General features: G+C 69.7%; 17 protein-coding genes and 1 tRNA gene. 14 read left to right on the top strand and 4 right to left on the bottom strand.

What is annotated here, in order from left to right; genetic code table 11:
* The first annotated feature begins 13 nt into the window (after positions 1 to 13).
* Positions 14 to 1,381 carry a DNA repair protein RadA gene (gene radA / locus N7L95_RS16375; protein WP_301256324.1) on the top strand — a complete coding sequence of 456 codons (1,368 nt, stop codon included), beginning with the start codon at positions 14 to 16 and terminating at the stop codon, positions 1,379 to 1,381.
* Between the two features lie 78 nt (positions 1,382 to 1,459).
* Here the strand turns inward: radA and N7L95_RS16370 are convergent, their stop codons facing one another.
* Positions 1,460 to 1,990 (bottom strand): hypothetical protein, encoded by a 531-nt coding sequence (locus tag N7L95_RS16370; RefSeq protein WP_301256323.1) that lies wholly within the window; start codon positions 1,988 to 1,990, stop codon positions 1,460 to 1,462.
* A 135-nt stretch (positions 1,991 to 2,125) separates the two neighbouring features.
* Here N7L95_RS16370 and N7L95_RS16365 point away from each other — a divergent pair, with 135 nt between their 5' ends.
* From N7L95_RS16365 to N7L95_RS16355, 3 genes are all read left to right on the top strand, one after another.
* Positions 2,126 to 2,458: an antibiotic biosynthesis monooxygenase family protein gene (locus N7L95_RS16365; protein ID WP_301256322.1), complete on the top strand. Its 333-nt coding sequence runs from the start codon at positions 2,126 to 2,128 to the stop codon at positions 2,456 to 2,458.
* Positions 2,459 to 2,513: 55 nt separating this feature from the next.
* The gene (locus tag N7L95_RS16360) at positions 2,514 to 3,311 is read left to right on the top strand and encodes a metallophosphoesterase family protein (protein ID WP_301256321.1); all 798 of its coding nucleotides are present in this window, start codon (positions 2,514 to 2,516) and stop codon (positions 3,309 to 3,311) included.
* An 84-nt stretch (positions 3,312 to 3,395) separates the two neighbouring features.
* Entirely contained in the window at positions 3,396 to 3,791 is a 396-nt protein-coding gene (locus N7L95_RS16355; protein ID WP_301256320.1) for a hypothetical protein, read from the top strand.
* An 18-nt stretch (positions 3,792 to 3,809) separates the two neighbouring features.
* Here N7L95_RS16355 and N7L95_RS16350 read toward each other — a convergent pair whose 3' ends face one another.
* On the bottom strand, positions 3,810 to 4,562 hold the full coding sequence (locus tag N7L95_RS16350) for a hypothetical protein (RefSeq protein WP_301256319.1): 753 nt from the start codon (positions 4,560 to 4,562) through the stop codon (positions 3,810 to 3,812).
* A gap of 178 nt (positions 4,563 to 4,740) precedes the next feature.
* Here N7L95_RS16350 and N7L95_RS16345 point away from each other — a divergent pair, with 178 nt between their 5' ends.
* The 7 genes from N7L95_RS16345 (at position 4,741) to N7L95_RS16315 (ending at position 10,336) form a co-directional block, all read left to right on the top strand.
* Positions 4,741 to 5,664: a branched-chain amino acid transaminase gene (locus N7L95_RS16345; RefSeq protein ID WP_301256318.1), complete on the top strand. Its 924-nt coding sequence runs from the start codon at positions 4,741 to 4,743 to the stop codon at positions 5,662 to 5,664.
* 21 nt (positions 5,665 to 5,685) lie between these two features.
* A complete protein-coding gene (locus N7L95_RS16340) occupies positions 5,686 to 5,892 on the top strand; it encodes a zinc-finger domain-containing protein (RefSeq protein WP_301256317.1) in 207 nt (68 codons plus the stop codon).
* Positions 5,893 to 5,959: 67 nt separating this feature from the next.
* A complete protein-coding gene (locus tag N7L95_RS16335) occupies positions 5,960 to 7,336 on the top strand; it encodes a TAXI family TRAP transporter solute-binding subunit (RefSeq protein WP_301256316.1) in 1,377 nt (458 codons plus the stop codon).
* A gap of 66 nt (positions 7,337 to 7,402) precedes the next feature.
* Positions 7,403 to 8,287 carry a formyltetrahydrofolate deformylase gene (purU, locus tag N7L95_RS16330; RefSeq protein WP_301256315.1) on the top strand — a complete coding sequence of 295 codons (885 nt, stop codon included), beginning with the start codon at positions 7,403 to 7,405 and terminating at the stop codon, positions 8,285 to 8,287.
* A 25-nt stretch (positions 8,288 to 8,312) separates the two neighbouring features.
* Positions 8,313 to 8,756 carry a YybH family protein gene (locus tag N7L95_RS16325; RefSeq protein WP_301256314.1) on the top strand — a complete coding sequence of 148 codons (444 nt, stop codon included), beginning with the start codon at positions 8,313 to 8,315 and terminating at the stop codon, positions 8,754 to 8,756.
* Positions 8,757 to 8,766: 10 nt separating this feature from the next.
* Positions 8,767 to 9,762, top strand: a complete 996-nt coding sequence (locus N7L95_RS16320; RefSeq protein WP_301256313.1) for a YheT family hydrolase — start codon at positions 8,767 to 8,769, stop codon at positions 9,760 to 9,762.
* Positions 9,763 to 9,799: 37 nt separating this feature from the next.
* Positions 9,800 to 10,336, top strand: coding sequence for a DUF2946 family protein (locus N7L95_RS16315; protein WP_301256312.1), 537 nt, complete (start codon positions 9,800 to 9,802; stop codon positions 10,334 to 10,336).
* A gap of 125 nt (positions 10,337 to 10,461) precedes the next feature.
* Here N7L95_RS16315 and N7L95_RS16310 read toward each other — a convergent pair whose 3' ends face one another.
* A complete protein-coding gene (locus tag N7L95_RS16310) occupies positions 10,462 to 11,364 on the bottom strand; it encodes a c-type cytochrome (protein ID WP_301256311.1) in 903 nt (300 codons plus the stop codon).
* Between the two features lie 212 nt (positions 11,365 to 11,576).
* Here N7L95_RS16310 and N7L95_RS16305 point away from each other — a divergent pair.
* The 3 genes from N7L95_RS16305 to N7L95_RS16295 all read left to right on the top strand — a co-directional run bounded on the left by N7L95_RS16305 (position 11,577) and on the right by N7L95_RS16295 (position 13,655).
* A tRNA-Arg gene (locus N7L95_RS16305) sits at positions 11,577 to 11,652 on the top strand.
* A 242-nt stretch (positions 11,653 to 11,894) separates the two neighbouring features.
* Entirely contained in the window at positions 11,895 to 12,134 is a 240-nt protein-coding gene (locus N7L95_RS16300) for a hypothetical protein (protein WP_301256310.1), read from the top strand.
* 174 nt (positions 12,135 to 12,308) lie between these two features.
* Entirely contained in the window at positions 12,309 to 13,655 is a 1,347-nt protein-coding gene (locus N7L95_RS16295; RefSeq protein ID WP_301256309.1) for a response regulator, read from the top strand.
* Here the strand turns inward: N7L95_RS16295 and N7L95_RS16290 are convergent.
* Complete coding sequence (locus N7L95_RS16290) at positions 13,635 to 14,261, bottom strand: DedA family protein (protein ID WP_301256308.1); 627 nt, start codon at positions 14,259 to 14,261, stop codon at positions 13,635 to 13,637. The genes N7L95_RS16295 and N7L95_RS16290 overlap by 21 nt on opposite strands.
* Positions 14,262 to 14,564: the final 303 nt, after the last annotated feature.

Here is a 14,564-nt window from a genome sequence, read left to right as displayed (position 1 = left end):
CGACAATGTCGGCATGGCGAAAGAAAAGACGGTCTACACCTGCAGCGAATGCGGCGGCACCAGCCCCAAGTGGCTGGGCAAGTGCCCGCACTGCAATGCCTGGAACACGCTGGAAGAAACGGTGGCCGAGGGCGGCAGCCGCCAGCACCGCTTCCAGGCGCTGGCGAAGTCGGCCCCGGTGGCCAGCCTCGGCGACATCGAGGCGGTCGACATCGCCCGCACGCCCACCGGCATCGACGAGCTCGACCGCGTGCTCGGCGGCGGCATGGTGCCCGGCGGCGTGGTGCTGATCGGCGGTGACCCGGGCATCGGCAAGTCGACCTTGCTGCTGCAGGCGCTGGACGCCTTGTCGCAGCACATGAAGGCGCTGTACGTCACCGGCGAGGAGTCCGGCGCGCAGGTGGCCCTGCGGGCACGGCGGCTCGGGCTGGACGGCTCTCGGGTGCGGGTGCAGGCCGAGATCCAGCTGGAGAAGATCCTGGCCACCGTCGAGGCCGAGAAGCCCGCCGTGGCGGTGATCGACTCCATCCAGACGGTCTACTCCGAGCAGCTCACCTCCGCGCCCGGTTCGGTGGCCCAGGTGCGCGAATGCTCGGCCCAGCTGACCCGCACCGCCAAGGCCACCGGCACCTCGATGGTGCTGGTGGGCCATGTCACCAAGGAAGGCGCACTGGCGGGCCCGCGCGTACTGGAGCACATCGTCGACACGGTGCTCTATTTCGAAGGAGACACGCACAGCGCCTTCCGGCTGGTGCGGGCCTTCAAGAACCGCTTCGGCGCGGTCAACGAGATCGGCGTGTTCGCCATGACCGAGCGCGGCCTGAAGGGCGTGGCCAATCCCAGCGCCATCTTCCTGTCGACCCACGGCGAGCCGGTGCCCGGCTCCTGCGTGCTGGTGACGCTGGAAGGCACACGGCCCATGCTGGTGGAGGTGCAGGCACTGGTCGACAGCTCGCCCATCCCCAGCCCGCGCCGCCTGAGCGTGGGACTGGAGCAGAACCGCTTGGCCATGCTGCTGGCGGTGATGCACCGGCATGCCGGCATCGCCTGCTTCGACCAGGACGTGTTCGTCAACGCGGTCGGCGGCGTGCGCATCAGCGAGCCGGCGGCCGACCTGGCGGTGATGCTGGCCATCCAGAGCTCGCTGCGCGGCCGGCCGCTGCCGCGCGGCTTCCTGACCTTCGGCGAAGTCGGCCTGGCCGGCGAGGTGCGGCCCGCGCCGCGTGGCCAGGAGCGGCTGAAGGAAGCTGCCAAGCTGGGCTTCGGCATCGCCGTCGTGCCCAAGGCCAATGTGCCGAAGAAGCCCATCGAAGGGCTGGAGATTCACGCGGTGGAGCGGGTCGAGCAGGCCATCGACCTGGTGCGGGAGCTGGCCGCATGATGGCAGGCGCCCGGGCAGCCTGTCCCGGGCCGGCGCCCGGCGCGCACGCACCCGGCGTGCGCGGTCCCGACACCCGGCTCAGGGCTGCACGACCGCCAGCGTGAACTGGTCGACCGAGCCCATCGGCACCCGCTCATCGAATTCGAAGTCGACATAGCTCGCGTCACCCTTGGCGATCTTCACCTTGGCGGTGCTGCGCCCCACCTCGGCACCGGCCGACAGCGCCAGCAGGCGCAGCGTCGCATTGACGCCCTCCTCCGACACCACATAGACGCTCATGCCCTTGCTCTTGCCGCCTTCCGCGGCCGGCGGCATTTCCTGCGCGCGGGTGACCTGCACGGCCTTGGCCACCGCGGGGTCGGCCAGCCGCACCGGCTTGGCCTGGGTGGACACGTCGATGCCCTTGCCGAGGCCCGTCACGACATTGCCCACGCCCTCGCCCACGGTGCTGCCCAGGTCCTTGCCCTGGCCCTTGACGACATTGCCGATGCCTTGCACGAAGTCGAGCTTTTCCTTCGCCAGGTCCTGGCCCTTCTCCTGCGCGGTGCGGCTGTCGCAGGCAGCCAGCAGCAGCGCCGCCGTGCCGAGCAGCGCGAGTTTCTTGAACATGGGAACGACCCTCTCCGTCTTCATTCGAATGGTGCATGCCACGCCGGCCGCAGCCAGCGGGCGTGCCGGCATGCTAGAGCTTTCCCGGTGGCAGCTCCATCCCCCATTTGCACTGGCTCGGCCTACACTTTCTGCATGAGCCCGTTTGCCAGCACGCCCGCCGCCCCCTACTACGCCGTGATCTTCAGCAGCCTGCGCACGCCGGGGGATGCCGGCTACGGCGAGATGGCCGAGCGCATGGCCGAGCTGGCCGCCGGCCAGCCCGGCTACCTCGGCGTGGAGAGCTGCCGAGGCGCCGACGGCTTCGGCATCACCGTGTCCTACTGGCGTTCGCTGGACGACATCGCCGCCTGGAAGGCGCATGCCGAGCACCTGGAGGCGCAACGCCTGGGCCACCAGCAGTGGTACAGCGGCTTCGAGTTGCGCATCGCCCGCGTCGAGCAGGCCCGCAGCAAGCCGGCGCGCTGAGCCGCCGCCCCGGCGCCGGCCGAACACCCCATTTGCGCTTCCGAGGAGGATGGCCATGCGGTTCGCAGTCGTGTCCGACATCCACGGCAATCTGCCGGCCCTGCAGGCGGTGCTGGACGACATCGCCGCGAGCGGGGCAGACGCCATCCTCAACCTGGGCGACATCGTCTCGGGCCCGCTGTGGCCCTGCGAGACGGCCGACCACCTGATACCGCTGGCCCTGCCGACCATTCGCGGCAACCACGAGCGGCAGGTGCTGCGCCCGCTGGACGGCATGGGCGCCAGCGACCGCCATGCGGCCGAGCGGCTCACGCCGCCGCAGCGCGCCTGGCTGGCGTCGCTGCCGGCCGCACTGCGCTGGCAGCAGGAGGTGCTGTGCTGCCACGGCACGCCCTCCAGCGACCTGCAGTACTTCCTGGAAACAGTGGGCGCCGACTTCGGCGAGCGCGGCTCGCGCGGCGTGCGGGCGGCCACGCATGCGGAGGTGCTGGCGCGCGCCGGCAGTGCCGAGGCCGCGGTGATCGTCTGCGGCCACACCCACATGCCGCGCATCTGCCGGCTCGACGACGGCCGGCTGGTGGTCAACCCCGGCAGCGTCGGCCTGCCAGCCTATGACGATTCGCACCCGCACGAGCACCTGATGGAGACCGGCAGCCCCCACGCCCGCTACGCCATGCTGGAGAAAGGCCGGCACGGCTGGTCCGCGCAGCTGCGCGCGGTGGCCTATGACTGGGACATCGCGGCCCGGCAGGCCGAAGCCCATGGCCGCGGCGACTGGGCCGACGCGCTGCGCACCGGGCGGGTCGGCCGGCGCGAGGCCGAAGCCGTCGCCACGGCCCGCCGCCCGGGCTGAGCGGCTGCGGCGCCGGCGCCGCCGCGGCGCCGGCCTGCGGTCATCCACAATCAGTTCCCGCGGCACACGCTCTACCATCACGCCATGAACCCCTGGATCGGATGGGCCCTGGCCCTCGCGGCACTCGTGATCGGCTGGCGCAGCTACGGCTGGCAAGGCCTGCTGCTGGCCTTCAGCATGATCGTCTTCTGGCTGATCCTGCAATTCAACAAGGCGGTGCGCGTGATGCGCCAGGCCGGCAGCGCGCCGATCGGCTACATCGACAGCGCAGTGATGCTCAATGCCCGCCTGCACCGCGGCATGCGCATGATGCAGCTGGTGCTGCTGACCCGCAGCCTGGGCGAGAAGCTCGGTGATGCGCCCGAGCGCTACCGCTGGTCGGACCCGGGCGGCTCGCAGGTGACGGTGGAGGTCAGGGGCGGCAAGGTGCAGGCATGGGAGCTGAGCCGGCCCGGGGCGCAGGACCCGGCCTCGATGTGAGGCGGGCCCGAAGCCGCCTCAGCGCGCCGCCGATGCGGCGCCGGCTACCGGGGACGCATCGGTCGGGTCGAAGCGCTGCCTGAGCTGCTCCGCGATCCGTTCAGCAAGCGCCTGGATGCCACGGTCGAAGCCCTCGACCACTTCGTCGGGGCGAGCCATCAGGGCCTCGAAGGTGGCGTAGCGGTATTTCGCATCGCTCGGCAGGCTCCAGTACTTCTCGCCCCGCGCGTCAGCGCCGTAGTAGAAATCCTCGGAGAACAGGTCGTCCTCAGATTTCGGCTTCATCAAGCCGGCCCAGACGTTGATGCGCGGCAGGTAGTACAGCGAAAGCTTGCTTGAATACATACCCATGTCTTGGATCGTCACATGCAGGACAGGCAGGGGCGTCGCCAGCCGGGCGTAGTCCACATGTCCCGGGTCGTCCGGCGGAGCTGGCGGCGACTCGGCCAGCTCTGGCGCGAAACCCTGCTTGGAAAGCTGCTCCATCAAGGCGGTGGTCAACTTCCGGCCGCTGGTCGCCGACATCTCGCTCATCTTCTCCGCGAACACACTGCTCTTGTAGCGGTTGTCCAGCCATGCCACGCCCCAGCCAACCATCAGGTTCCGGTTCTCCGTGCTCAGCTGCCCCGGCGGGAGCACCGGGAGCACGGCCACCCGCTTCAATGGGGGCTTCGGTGAATGGTCGGGGACCGAGGAGGTGGCACAGCCACCGAGAAAGGCCACGGCCATGACGGCCGACAGCAACGCGGGACGCAAGAAAGACAAAGGCACGACAGGTTCTCGAAGAGTTGCAGGCCAGCGTGGCGCGGCCCCGGCCGCATTGTCGGGGATGCGCTGCGCCACGGGGGTGGCCCGCACGCCAAGCGACGCATCAAAAGCAGCTCGATGGAGGATGACTGGCAAAAGTAGAATGACCCGCTTCGAGACCCGATAGATTGAGGAGCCCGTGATGTCGATGGACGACCGCGACGGAAAGATCTGGATGGACGGCCAACTCGTGGAGTGGCGCGACGCCAAGATCCACGTGCTGTCCCACACCCTGCACTACGGCTGCGGCGCCTTCGAGGGCGTGCGGGCCTACAACACCGCCAAGGGCACCGCCATCTTCCGCCTGCGCGAGCACACCGAGCGCCTGTTCAACAGCGCCAAGATCCTGCGCATGAACATCCCCTTCACCCAGGAGCAGGTGAACGAGGCACAGAAGGAAGTGGTGCGCGCCAACCAGCTGGCCAGCTGCTACATCCGCCCGCTGACCTGGATCGGCTCGGAGAAGCTGGGCGTCAGCCCCAAGGGCAACAAGATCCACCTGATGATCGCCGCCTGGGCCTGGGGCGCCTACCTGGGCGAGGAAGGCCTCAAGCGCGGCATCCGCGTCAAGACCTCCAGCTACACCCGCCACCACGTCAACATCACGATGACGCAGGCCAAGGCAGTGAGCAACTACACCAACTCCATCCTGGCCAACATGGAGGCCACCGACGAAGGCTATGACGAGGCCCTGCTGCTCGACACGGCCGGCTTCGTCAGCGAGGGCGCCGGCGAGAACCTGTTCGTCATCAAGAACGGCGTGGTCTACACGCCCGACCTGTCGGCCGGTGCGCTCAACGGCATCACCCGCAACACCATCTTCGCCATCTGCGCCGACCTGGGCCTGAAGATCGTCGAGAAGCGCATCACCCGCGACGAGGTCTACATCTGCGACGAGGCCTTCTTCACCGGTACCGCCGCCGAGGTCACCCCGATCCGCGAGCTGGACCGCCTGCCCATCGGCGCCGGCCAGCGCGGGCCGATCACCGAGAAGATCCAGAGCGCCTTCTTCGACATCGTCAACGGCCGCAACGCCAAGTACGCCGAGTGGCTGACCCTGGTCTGACCCCCATAAGGACGCCCCCCGATGAGCGAATTCGTCAAATCCGTCGTTGAAGTGAGTGCCAAGGACCTGCAGGGTCCCGGCGTCGTCTTCTGCCCCAACCCCAAGATGCCGCTGTGGAGCAACCACCCCCGGGTGTTCCTCGACGTGGCCGCCGATGGCGAGGCGCGCTGCCCCTACTGCGGTACGCTCTACAAGCTGAAGGCCGGCGAGAAGGTGCACGGGCATTGACGCGCCACGCCGCCGGCCGGTGCCACCCGGCCGGGCCCTGGCACGCAGCGCGGCCCGGGCAGGCGCGATGAGCTATTCGCGCATCAAGCAGCTGCTGCTGTCGCTGCGGGACCTGATCCCCGCGGCAGCGCCCTTCATCGTGGTGGCGCTGGTGCTGATGGCCGGTGCCTACTGGGTGCTGGACCCCAACCCGCCGAAGCGGCTGGTGATGGCCACCGGCAGCGCCCAGGGCGCCTACGAGGTGCTCGGCCGGCGCTACCGCGACCTGCTTGCGCCCTATGGCATCACCGTGGAGCTGCGGCCCTCGGGCGGCTCGGCCGACAACCTGCAGCTGCTGCAACGGCCCGATTCCGGCGTCGATATCGCCTTCGTGCAGGGCGGCACCTGGCGCCGCCCGAGCGGCGACGCGGAGCCGCCCGACCTGGGGCTGGTCTCGCTCGGCAGCCTGTTCTACGAGCCGGTGTGGCTGTTCTACCGCGAAGACAGCGCCCGGCGCCTGTTGAAGCGTCCCCGCCTGCAGTCGCTCACCGAGCTGAAGGGCTGGCGCCTGAACGGCGGCTCGCCCGGCAGCGGCGTGCAGGTGCTGGCCGAGGAACTGCTGGAGCTGAACGCGCTCGACCCGCACAGCCTGAAGCTCTCGCACCTGGAGAACACGCCGGCGGTGGTGGACCTGCTGGAAGGCCGTGCCGACGCGATGCTGTTCGTCTCCGCACCTGATTCGCCGCTGATCCAGATGTTGCTGCAGACGCCCGGCATCCGCCTCTTCAGCTTCTCGCAGGCACAGGCCTATGCGCGCAAGCTCAAGCACCTGTCGGCCGTGACCCTGCCGCGCGGGGTGGTCGACCTCGGCCGCGACCTGCCCGGCCAGGACACCCAGCTGATCGCTCCCACCGCAACCCTGGTGGCCCGCGAAGGCGTCCACCCCGCCCTGGTGCAGCTGCTGATGCAGGCGGCCGGCCGCATCCACGGCGAGGCCGGCTGGTTCGCCCGGGCCGGCGAATTCCCCAATGCCGTCAACACCGACCTGCCGGTGGCGCAGGAAGCGCAGCGCTACCTGCGCAACGGCGCGCCCTGGCTGCAGCGCTACCTGCCGTTCTGGGTGTCCAACCTGATCGACCGCATGTGGGTGGCACTGCTGTCCATCGTGGCGGTGCTGATCCCGCTGTCGCGGCTGGTGCCGCCGCTCTACGAGTTCCGGGTGCGCTCGCGGGTGTTCCGCTGGTACGCCCGCCTGCGCGAGATCGAGGAGGCGCTGGCACGGCCGGAGACCCGCACCCAGGAGCTGCTGGAGCAGCTCGACGAGGTCGAGAACCGAGCCGCCCACATCAGCGTGCCGCTGTCGTATGCCGACGAGCTGTACGCGCTGCGCCAGCACATCGACCTGGTGCGCGGCAAGCTGCGCCAGGCCATCCGGGCCCGCCAGACGCAAGCCGAGGCGTCCTGAGCCGGCGCGCCGGCCGGGCCCGCGGCCGGCCGGCTTCTACAATCCCGGCTCCAGAAGGCCATCCTCATGAACCCGTCCCGAGAATTCATCCTGACCCTGTCCTGCAAGGACGCCAAAGGCATCGTGTATGCCGTCTCCGGCCTGCTCTACCAGGCCGGCTGCAACATCATCGACTCTCAGCAGTTTGGCGACGTGCAGGATGCGGACGGCACCGGCCTGTTCTTCATGCGGGTGCACTTCGAGGCGCCGTCCCACCTGGCCGATGTCGCCACGCTGGACCGCCTGTTCGTCAATGTCGCCCAGCAGTTCGGCATGGACGCGCGCTTCCACGCGCTGGCGCGCAAGCCACGCCTGCTGATCATGGTGAGCAAGCACGGACATTGCCTGAACGACCTGCTGTTCCGCTGGCGCTCCGGCCAGCTGCAGGTCGACATCCCGGCCATCGTCTCCAACCACCCGGACTTCGCCTCGCTGGCCGAGAGCTACGGCCTGCCCTTCCACCACCTGCCGCTGCCCAACGGCGCCTCGGCCGAGGCCAAGCGGGCACAGGAGCAGCAGGTGGAGCAGCTGGTGAGCGAGCACGAGATCGACCTGGTCGTGCTGGCCCGCTACATGCAGATCCTGAGCCCGCAGTTCTGCGACTTCCTCAAGGGCCGCGCCATCAACATCCACCACAGCTTCCTGCCCAGCTTCAAGGGTGCCAAGCCCTACTACCAGGCGCATGAACGCGGTGTCAAGCTGATCGGTGCGACGGCTCACTATGTGACAGCCGACCTCGACGAAGGCCCGATCATCGAGCAGGATGTCGAGCGCGTCGACCATTCGCTGAGCCCGGAAGACTTCACCGCCGTCGGGCGCGATGTCGAATGCGTGGTGCTCGCACGGGCCGTGCGCTGGCATGTCGAGCGTCGCGTGCTCATGAACGGCCGCAAGACCATCGTCTTCCCCTGACCTTCCCTCCGCCCATCGCCTCGCCATGCTGCAACCGATCGCCCTGCTCGCCTCGCCCGAGGACACCGAAGCCCAGTTCTACGAAGCACTGCAGCAGGGCGACATCGACAAGCTGATGGCGGTGTGGTCCGACGACGACGAGATCGTCTGCGTGCACCCCGGCGGCCCGAGGCTGGTCGGGGCGGCCGCCATCCGCGCCGCCTTCGAGCAGATGTTCGGTGGCGGCGGTGCCATCCACGCCCGGCCCGACAAGGTGAGGCGCATCCAGACCCTCACCACGGCGGTGCACAGCGTGCTGGAGAAGGTGGAGTTCAGCAGCGCCGACGGCCCACGCACCGCGCACGTCGTCGCCACCAATGTCTATGTCAAGGGCCCGCAGGGCTGGCGCCTGGTCTGCCACCATGCCAGCCCGGGCAGCGCCCAGGAACTGCAGGACCTGGCGACCCCCCAGGCGGCCCTGCTGCACTGAGCGGGCGCCCATGCTGGCCTACCGTGCACCGCGCTGGCTGACCGGCTCCGGGCCGGTGGGCGGCAATGTCCAGACCATCTGGCCGGCGCTGTTCTCGCGCCGCTTCCTCGGACCGCAGCCGCTGTATGCCCGCGAGCGCTGGCAGACCCCCGACCAGGACTTCATCGACGTCGACCGGCTGGTCTACGCGCGCGAGGCGCCACCGCCCGAGGCGCCCCTGCTGGTGCTCTTCCATGGCCTGGAGGGCTCTTCGCGCAGCCACTATGCCGAGGCCTTTGCGCACTGGGCCGGCCGGCATCGCTGGCACTATGCGGTGCCGCATTTCCGGGGCTGCTCGGGCGAGCTGAACCTGGCACCCCGCGCCTACCACTCCGGCGACCACGAGGAGATCGGCTGGATGCTGGGACGCCTGCGTGCGGCCCATGCGGGGCCGATGCTCGCGGTGGGCGTCTCGCTTGGCGGCAATGCCTTGCTGCGCTGGGCCGAAGAGGCTGGCGAGAGCGCCGCCGGCGTGGTGAAGGCGGTCTGTGCCGTCAGCTCGCCGATCGACCTCGCCGCTGGCGGCGCGGCCATCGGCCGCGGCTTCAACAAGCTGGTCTACAGCCGCATGTTCCTCAAGAGCATGAAGCCCAAGGCGCTGCGCAAGCTCGCACAGCACCCCGGCCTGTTCGATCGCGAGCGGCTGCTTGCGGCGCGCGACCTCTACGAGTTCGACAACATCTTCACCGCGCCCCTGCATGGCTTCCGCGACACCGACGACTACTGGGCGCGCGCGTCCGCCAAGCCGCTGCTGCACCTGATTCGCGTGCCGGCGCTGGTGCTCAATGCCCGCAACGATCCCTTCGTGCCGGCCGAGAGCCTGCCACGACAGCAGGACGTCGGGCCCTGCGTCACGCTGTGGCAGCCGTCGCATGGCGGCCATGTGGGCTTCCCCTCGGGCCGCTGGCCTGGTCACGTCTTGACACTCCCGGAGCAGGTGCTGAACTGGATGCAGCAACAGCTTTGAGCGACGATGCAGGTTTGACGTGATCGGGGGTGTAACGATGGACGAGATCGTCAGGGCTGCCTTGAAGAAGTGGCCCAACGTGCCGGCCTGCCACGGCTGGCTCGCGCTCGACGCGCGTGGCGACTGGTACATGCGCGATGAACGCATCCAGGCGGCCGGCGCCTTTCCGGCCGTCAAGGGCAGCCGCATCACGCACGACAAGCTCAAGGAATTCATCCACCGCAACTACGCGGCCGACGAGCAGGGTGGCTGGTTCTTCCAGAACGGCCCGCAGCGCGTCTATGTCGAGCTGGAAGCCGCACCCTGGGTGTGGCGCCTGCAGGCCGACCCCGCCGGCCCCGTGCTCATCTGCGCGCACACCGGCGCGCCGGCGCGCTTCGCATCGGCCTGGATCGACGAGCACGACCGGCTCTTCCTGGAGACCGACCTCGGCTTCGGCATCGTGCACAGCCTCGACATGGAGGCCGCCGCCCAGGCCGTCGAGGCCGGCGACTGGACGCCGCAGAAGCAGGCCTTCGCCGAGTTCCCGCGTCGCTTCGGCTACCAGCTGAGCCCGCAGCAAGACCGCCACTGACAGGCTGCCGCCGAGGCGCACGCGCCCGGGCCCCTGCCCTGCCGGCGGCGCACCGGCCTGCCGGCCGCCCAGAAACGACAAAGGCCGGTACGGACCGGCCTTTGTTCAGATCGAAGCGATTCCGCTCACTTCGCAGCGTTCACCATGTAGGTGACAACCGCCTTGATGTCGGCATCGGAAGCGCCGGCGGCACCCCCCTTGGGCGGCATCGCGCCCTTGCCCTTGATGGCGCTGGCGGTCAGGCCGTCCACGCCTTGTGCCAGGCGAGGTGCCCAGGCGGCCTTGTCGCCGACCTTCGGCGCACCGGCCACGCCAGCAGCGTGGCAGACCTGGCAGGCCTGGGTATAGAGCGCCGGCACGGCGGCAGCGGCCTGTGCATCGGCGGCGGCTGCAGGTGCAGAAGCCTCGGCTCCCTTGGCGGCCGCGGCCACCGCGGCGGCGGCATTCTGCGCGGCCTGGTTGTCCTGCGGGCTCGGCTCGGTGGCCGACGCTGCAGCCGCGGCAGCAGGAGCCGCCTTCGGTTCTTCCAGCTTGCCGCCTGCCTGATTGGCCATGTAGACCACGGCCCGGCCGATCTCCAGGTCGCTGAAGTCGCCACCGCCCTGCGGGCCCATGGCGCCCTTGCCCTTCAGTGCGGAGGTCAGCAGCGCGTCATAGCCCTTGCCGACACGCGGGCCCCAGGCCTCGGCATCACCCAGCTTGGGAGCACCGGCAGCACCGGTGGCGTGGCAGGCCGCGCACTGGGCCTTGAAGACGTCGACACCCGCCTTCAGCGTGCTCGGGTCCGACACATCCTTCAGGTCCACCGAGCCGATGGGCTGGATGCGGCGGGCCACCGCCTCTTCGCTGAAGGCGTCGCTGCCGACATTGGGCTTCTTGTCGGCCACCACGAAGGTGACGAGCAGGAAGATGCCGACGATGGGAACCAGGAACGAGAAGATGACCGCAACGATCAATTGCTTGGGCGTCTTGATCGGGCCCTCGTGCGGGCCGTCGTGTTCGTCGTGGGCGTTGTGTTTGTCGCTCATGGGCTCAAATCCTCGACTGCGGGAGCGTATGTTGGTGGGGCGGGCATCCGCGCTGCAAAACCTCGGGATTATACGGGCCGCCCTCTGGCAGCCGGATAGGGTGCACCGCCGTCGCGCCCGTGACACGTCGAGGGCGCCGACTTGCCCGTTGCAACGACAAAGTGCGGTTGCGTCATGCACAAACCACTTTAGCGGTTAAGATATGCGTCTTTGCGCCCGTAGCTCAGTGGATAGAGTATTGGCCTCCGAAGCCAAGGGTCGCTGGTTCGATCCCAGCCGGGCGCGCCACCTTCTTGCCAGACGCCCTCGTCGTCTGCACAACGCCGCCCCTGTCGGTTGATCACAGGCGGCCGGCCTGAACGGTGCCGCTTGCCGCGCCCTTCCGCCTTTCCCGCTGTTCGCACGCTGCGCAGCGCCGGCACACCGTCGCCTTGCGCGGCGACGCCCTCGTGTCAGCGCTTGGCCTACAGCCAGCAGCTTGCGCCGGTGGGACACTGCGCCACCTTTTTTGACCTCCCGGCGCTTTCTCGATGGCTTACACGACTCCCCGCAAACGCCTTTTTGGCCGCTGGCTGACCCTGCAGGCCGGCCGCACTGACGGAGTCGGCGCCCTGGCGCAGTTCGCACGCGAGGACCAGTGGTCGTCGGAAGTCGATGACGGCCTGCAGCACTGGATCTGCCATCTGCAGCTGAGCCGCGCACCGCAACACCTGCAGGAAGCTGCCCGGCTCGCGTGGAGCGAATACAGCCGGCGCGGCGGCCTGGACTGAGGCGCCTGCGCCCGGCTGCATCATCACCCGACCCCGCCCGACGGCCGTGGCGCCCAGCGCGCGCCGGCGTCCCGGCCACAGCACAGGTATGTCACTTGCTTTGGTTGCCGGGAAGCAGGCCCACCCGGCCGCCCGGCGCACCGGGCCCCCTAGCCGGCCCTCCAGAGAACCTCCATGCCAGCGGATGCCAACTCCCCTGTCGACCTGAGCGAAATGCTGACCCGCGTGGGCCGCGACCACCTGTCCAGGGCGCTGTCACGCCAGGTGCAGTTCTTCTTCGACTATGAAGGCGACTGGCCCCAGACCGAGGCGGCCGATGCCGCCCTGGTGCAGCGGGTGGCGCACTACCTGGTGGGCCGGGCGATCGACGCGGCGCGGCAGGGCAGCGTGTTCTTCTCTGTGCAGGGCGATCGCCGCGCGCCAGACCGCTTGCGGCTGCAGCTGCAGGTGGCGGCCGCCGGCTCGGGCCTGCAGGCTGACAGCTCGTTCTTCTCCGCCCTGGCAGCGCCCGGCCAGGCGCCTCAAGGGCCGGCCGAGATCGACGGCCTGTGGCAGGTGCGTGAAGCCTGCGACGCCTTGCAGGGGCACCTGCAGGTCGATCGATTGCCCGGCGAAGGCCTGCTGGTCCGTGCCGACTTCCACCTCGACTGCCAGCCCGGGAATGGCCCGCATGAGCCGCGCGACCCGCCCGACGCCCGGGGCGCGGAGGCCTGGCTCATCGGCCAGCCACCGGTCGTCTATGAATCGCTCGCCCGCCGGCTGCAACGGCTGGGCTGGCATGTGCGCGTGCTCGGCACGGTGGATGACGCCTGCGACGCACTGAACGCACCGCAGCCGGAGCCGGCGCCCGCCCTGGCGCTGGGCTGTCCGATGTTCGGCGTGACGGCGGCGGATTTCACCCGCCTGCGTCGCCACCTGGGCCCCGGCACCGCCATGGTGTTTTCGCCGCTGCAGGAAGACACCGATGCGGCTGCGGCGATGCCGGGCGACGTCCTCACCTTGCCACTGCCGCTCAGCCCCGGTCAGCTGGTGGGGCTGACGCGGCATGCCGCACGGCCGGCAGCGCCGGCGCCCCACGAGCGCGCCGGGAGCGGCTCCGCCGAGAGCCGCCCGCGCCTGCTGGTGGCCGACGACAACGAGGTCAACCAGCACCTGTTCTGCGAGATGCTGAAGGTGCTGGGCTACGAGGTCGAGGTGGTGGATGACGGCCAGGCCGCGGTGGACCGTTGCCAGGCATGTCCCCCGGACGGCGTGTTGATGGACGTGATGATGCCCCGTCTCTCGGGCCTGGATGCGACGCGGGAACTGCGGCGCCGCCAGGCCGCTGGCCAGCTGCGGCACTTCCCCATCATTGCCGCCACCGCGCTCGTGACCGAAGCCGACCAGCAGGCCTGCCGCGATGCCGGGATGGACGCCTACCTGAGCAAGCCGATGGACCTCGCCGCGCTGGCGCGGGAGGTCCATCGCCATGTGCCGCTGCCTGGCAGGGAATCGACGTGCTCACCCCCGGCCAGCGTTTGAGCCGGCAGCACCCCGGCGGCGCAGGCGCAGCACCCGGACGAGGTAGGTGAGCAGCAGGACCGCCAACACCGCCTTGGCCACCGGATCGAGCCAGCCGGCAACCGCCTCGAACTGGCTTTCCAGCAGGTAGCCGGCCGCCGTGAGCAGGCTGGTCCAGAGCAGCGAGCCCAGCAGCGACCAGGCCAGGAAGGCCCGACATGGCAGCGCCGCCAGCCCGGCCGGCACCGCCACCAGCGTGCGCACCCCCGGCACCATGCGCCCCAGCACCAGCACCGCCGCGCCATGGCGCTGAAACCATGCCTCGGCCCGGTCCAGGTCCTCGGCGGACACCGCCAGCCAGCGGCCATGGCGCTCGGCCAGGCGCCGCAGGCGCTCGCTGCCCAGGCGGCGGCCGGCCAGGTACCAGGGCAGCGCCCCCAGCAAAGAGCCGAGCGTGCCACTGGCCACCACCCCCGCCAGGCCGAGGTCGCCGCGGGCAGCGGCAAAGCCGGCGAACGGCATGATCAGCTCGGACGGCAGCGGCGGGAACAGGTTCTCGGCGCACATCAGCAGCAGCACCGCCAAGTAGCCATGTTCGGTGATGACCTGGATGATCCACTCAAGCATCGGCGGTCCTCCGTGGCCACGCGGGGCGGCCGCAAGCAGGGCTGGGCACGGTTGCACTCCTTTCCGTTGTTGACCGCCGGCTTGCAGCAGTTGCCGTTCCCAGGGTGCCGGCGCCCCGGACGGGCACTGCCGCTGCTGGCCGTAAAGAAGGTTGCGGAACGTTCGACGGCCGCCCGCACGCCGCCGGCAGCCTGCCTGGCGCACTGCCTCGCGCCACGCCAGGGCGGCCAGGCGGCAATCGTTCACAAGCGCTGACGCGCTGGCCGGGCGGTGGCTGGAATGCGCTGCGCCGGCTCGTTTACG

The sequence above is a fragment of the Eleftheria terrae genome (genome assembly GCF_030419005.1).
In the GTDB taxonomy this organism is placed as follows: Bacteria; Pseudomonadota; Gammaproteobacteria; order Burkholderiales; family Burkholderiaceae_C; genus Caldimonas; species Caldimonas terrae.
The sequence above is the reverse complement of the archived record's forward strand: the minus strand, read 5'-3'. Positions and strand labels throughout refer to the sequence as shown.

Coding starts and splice junctions, on each gene's coding strand:
- N7L95_RS16325 (WP_301256314.1), top strand. CDS start 8,313: ATGCTGCAACCGATCGCCCTGCTCGCCTCGCCCGAGGACACCGAAGCC.
- N7L95_RS16300 (WP_301256310.1), top strand. CDS start 11,895: ATGGCTTACACGACTCCCCGCAAACGCCTTTTTGGCCGCTGGCTGACC.
- radA (WP_301256324.1), top strand. CDS start 14: ATGGCGAAAGAAAAGACGGTCTACACCTGCAGCGAATGCGGCGGCACC.
- N7L95_RS16320 (WP_301256313.1), top strand. CDS start 8,767: ATGCTGGCCTACCGTGCACCGCGCTGGCTGACCGGCTCCGGGCCGGTG.
- N7L95_RS16295 (WP_301256309.1), top strand. CDS start 12,309: ATGCCAGCGGATGCCAACTCCCCTGTCGACCTGAGCGAAATGCTGACC.
- N7L95_RS16360 (WP_301256321.1), top strand. CDS start 2,514: ATGCGGTTCGCAGTCGTGTCCGACATCCACGGCAATCTGCCGGCCCTG.
- purU (WP_301256315.1), top strand. CDS start 7,403: ATGAACCCGTCCCGAGAATTCATCCTGACCCTGTCCTGCAAGGACGCC.
- N7L95_RS16310 (WP_301256311.1), bottom strand. CDS start 11,364: ATGAGCGACAAACACAACGCCCACGACGAACACGACGGCCCGCACGAG.
- N7L95_RS16370 (WP_301256323.1), bottom strand. CDS start 1,990: ATGTTCAAGAAACTCGCGCTGCTCGGCACGGCGGCGCTGCTGCTGGCT.
- N7L95_RS16345 (WP_301256318.1), top strand. CDS start 4,741: ATGTCGATGGACGACCGCGACGGAAAGATCTGGATGGACGGCCAACTC.
- N7L95_RS16340 (WP_301256317.1), top strand. CDS start 5,686: ATGAGCGAATTCGTCAAATCCGTCGTTGAAGTGAGTGCCAAGGACCTG.
- N7L95_RS16365 (WP_301256322.1), top strand. CDS start 2,126: ATGAGCCCGTTTGCCAGCACGCCCGCCGCCCCCTACTACGCCGTGATC.
- N7L95_RS16335 (WP_301256316.1), top strand. CDS start 5,960: ATGAGCTATTCGCGCATCAAGCAGCTGCTGCTGTCGCTGCGGGACCTG.
- N7L95_RS16355 (WP_301256320.1), top strand. CDS start 3,396: ATGAACCCCTGGATCGGATGGGCCCTGGCCCTCGCGGCACTCGTGATC.
- N7L95_RS16290 (WP_301256308.1), bottom strand. CDS start 14,261: ATGCTTGAGTGGATCATCCAGGTCATCACCGAACATGGCTACTTGGCG.
- N7L95_RS16315 (WP_301256312.1), top strand. CDS start 9,800: ATGGACGAGATCGTCAGGGCTGCCTTGAAGAAGTGGCCCAACGTGCCG.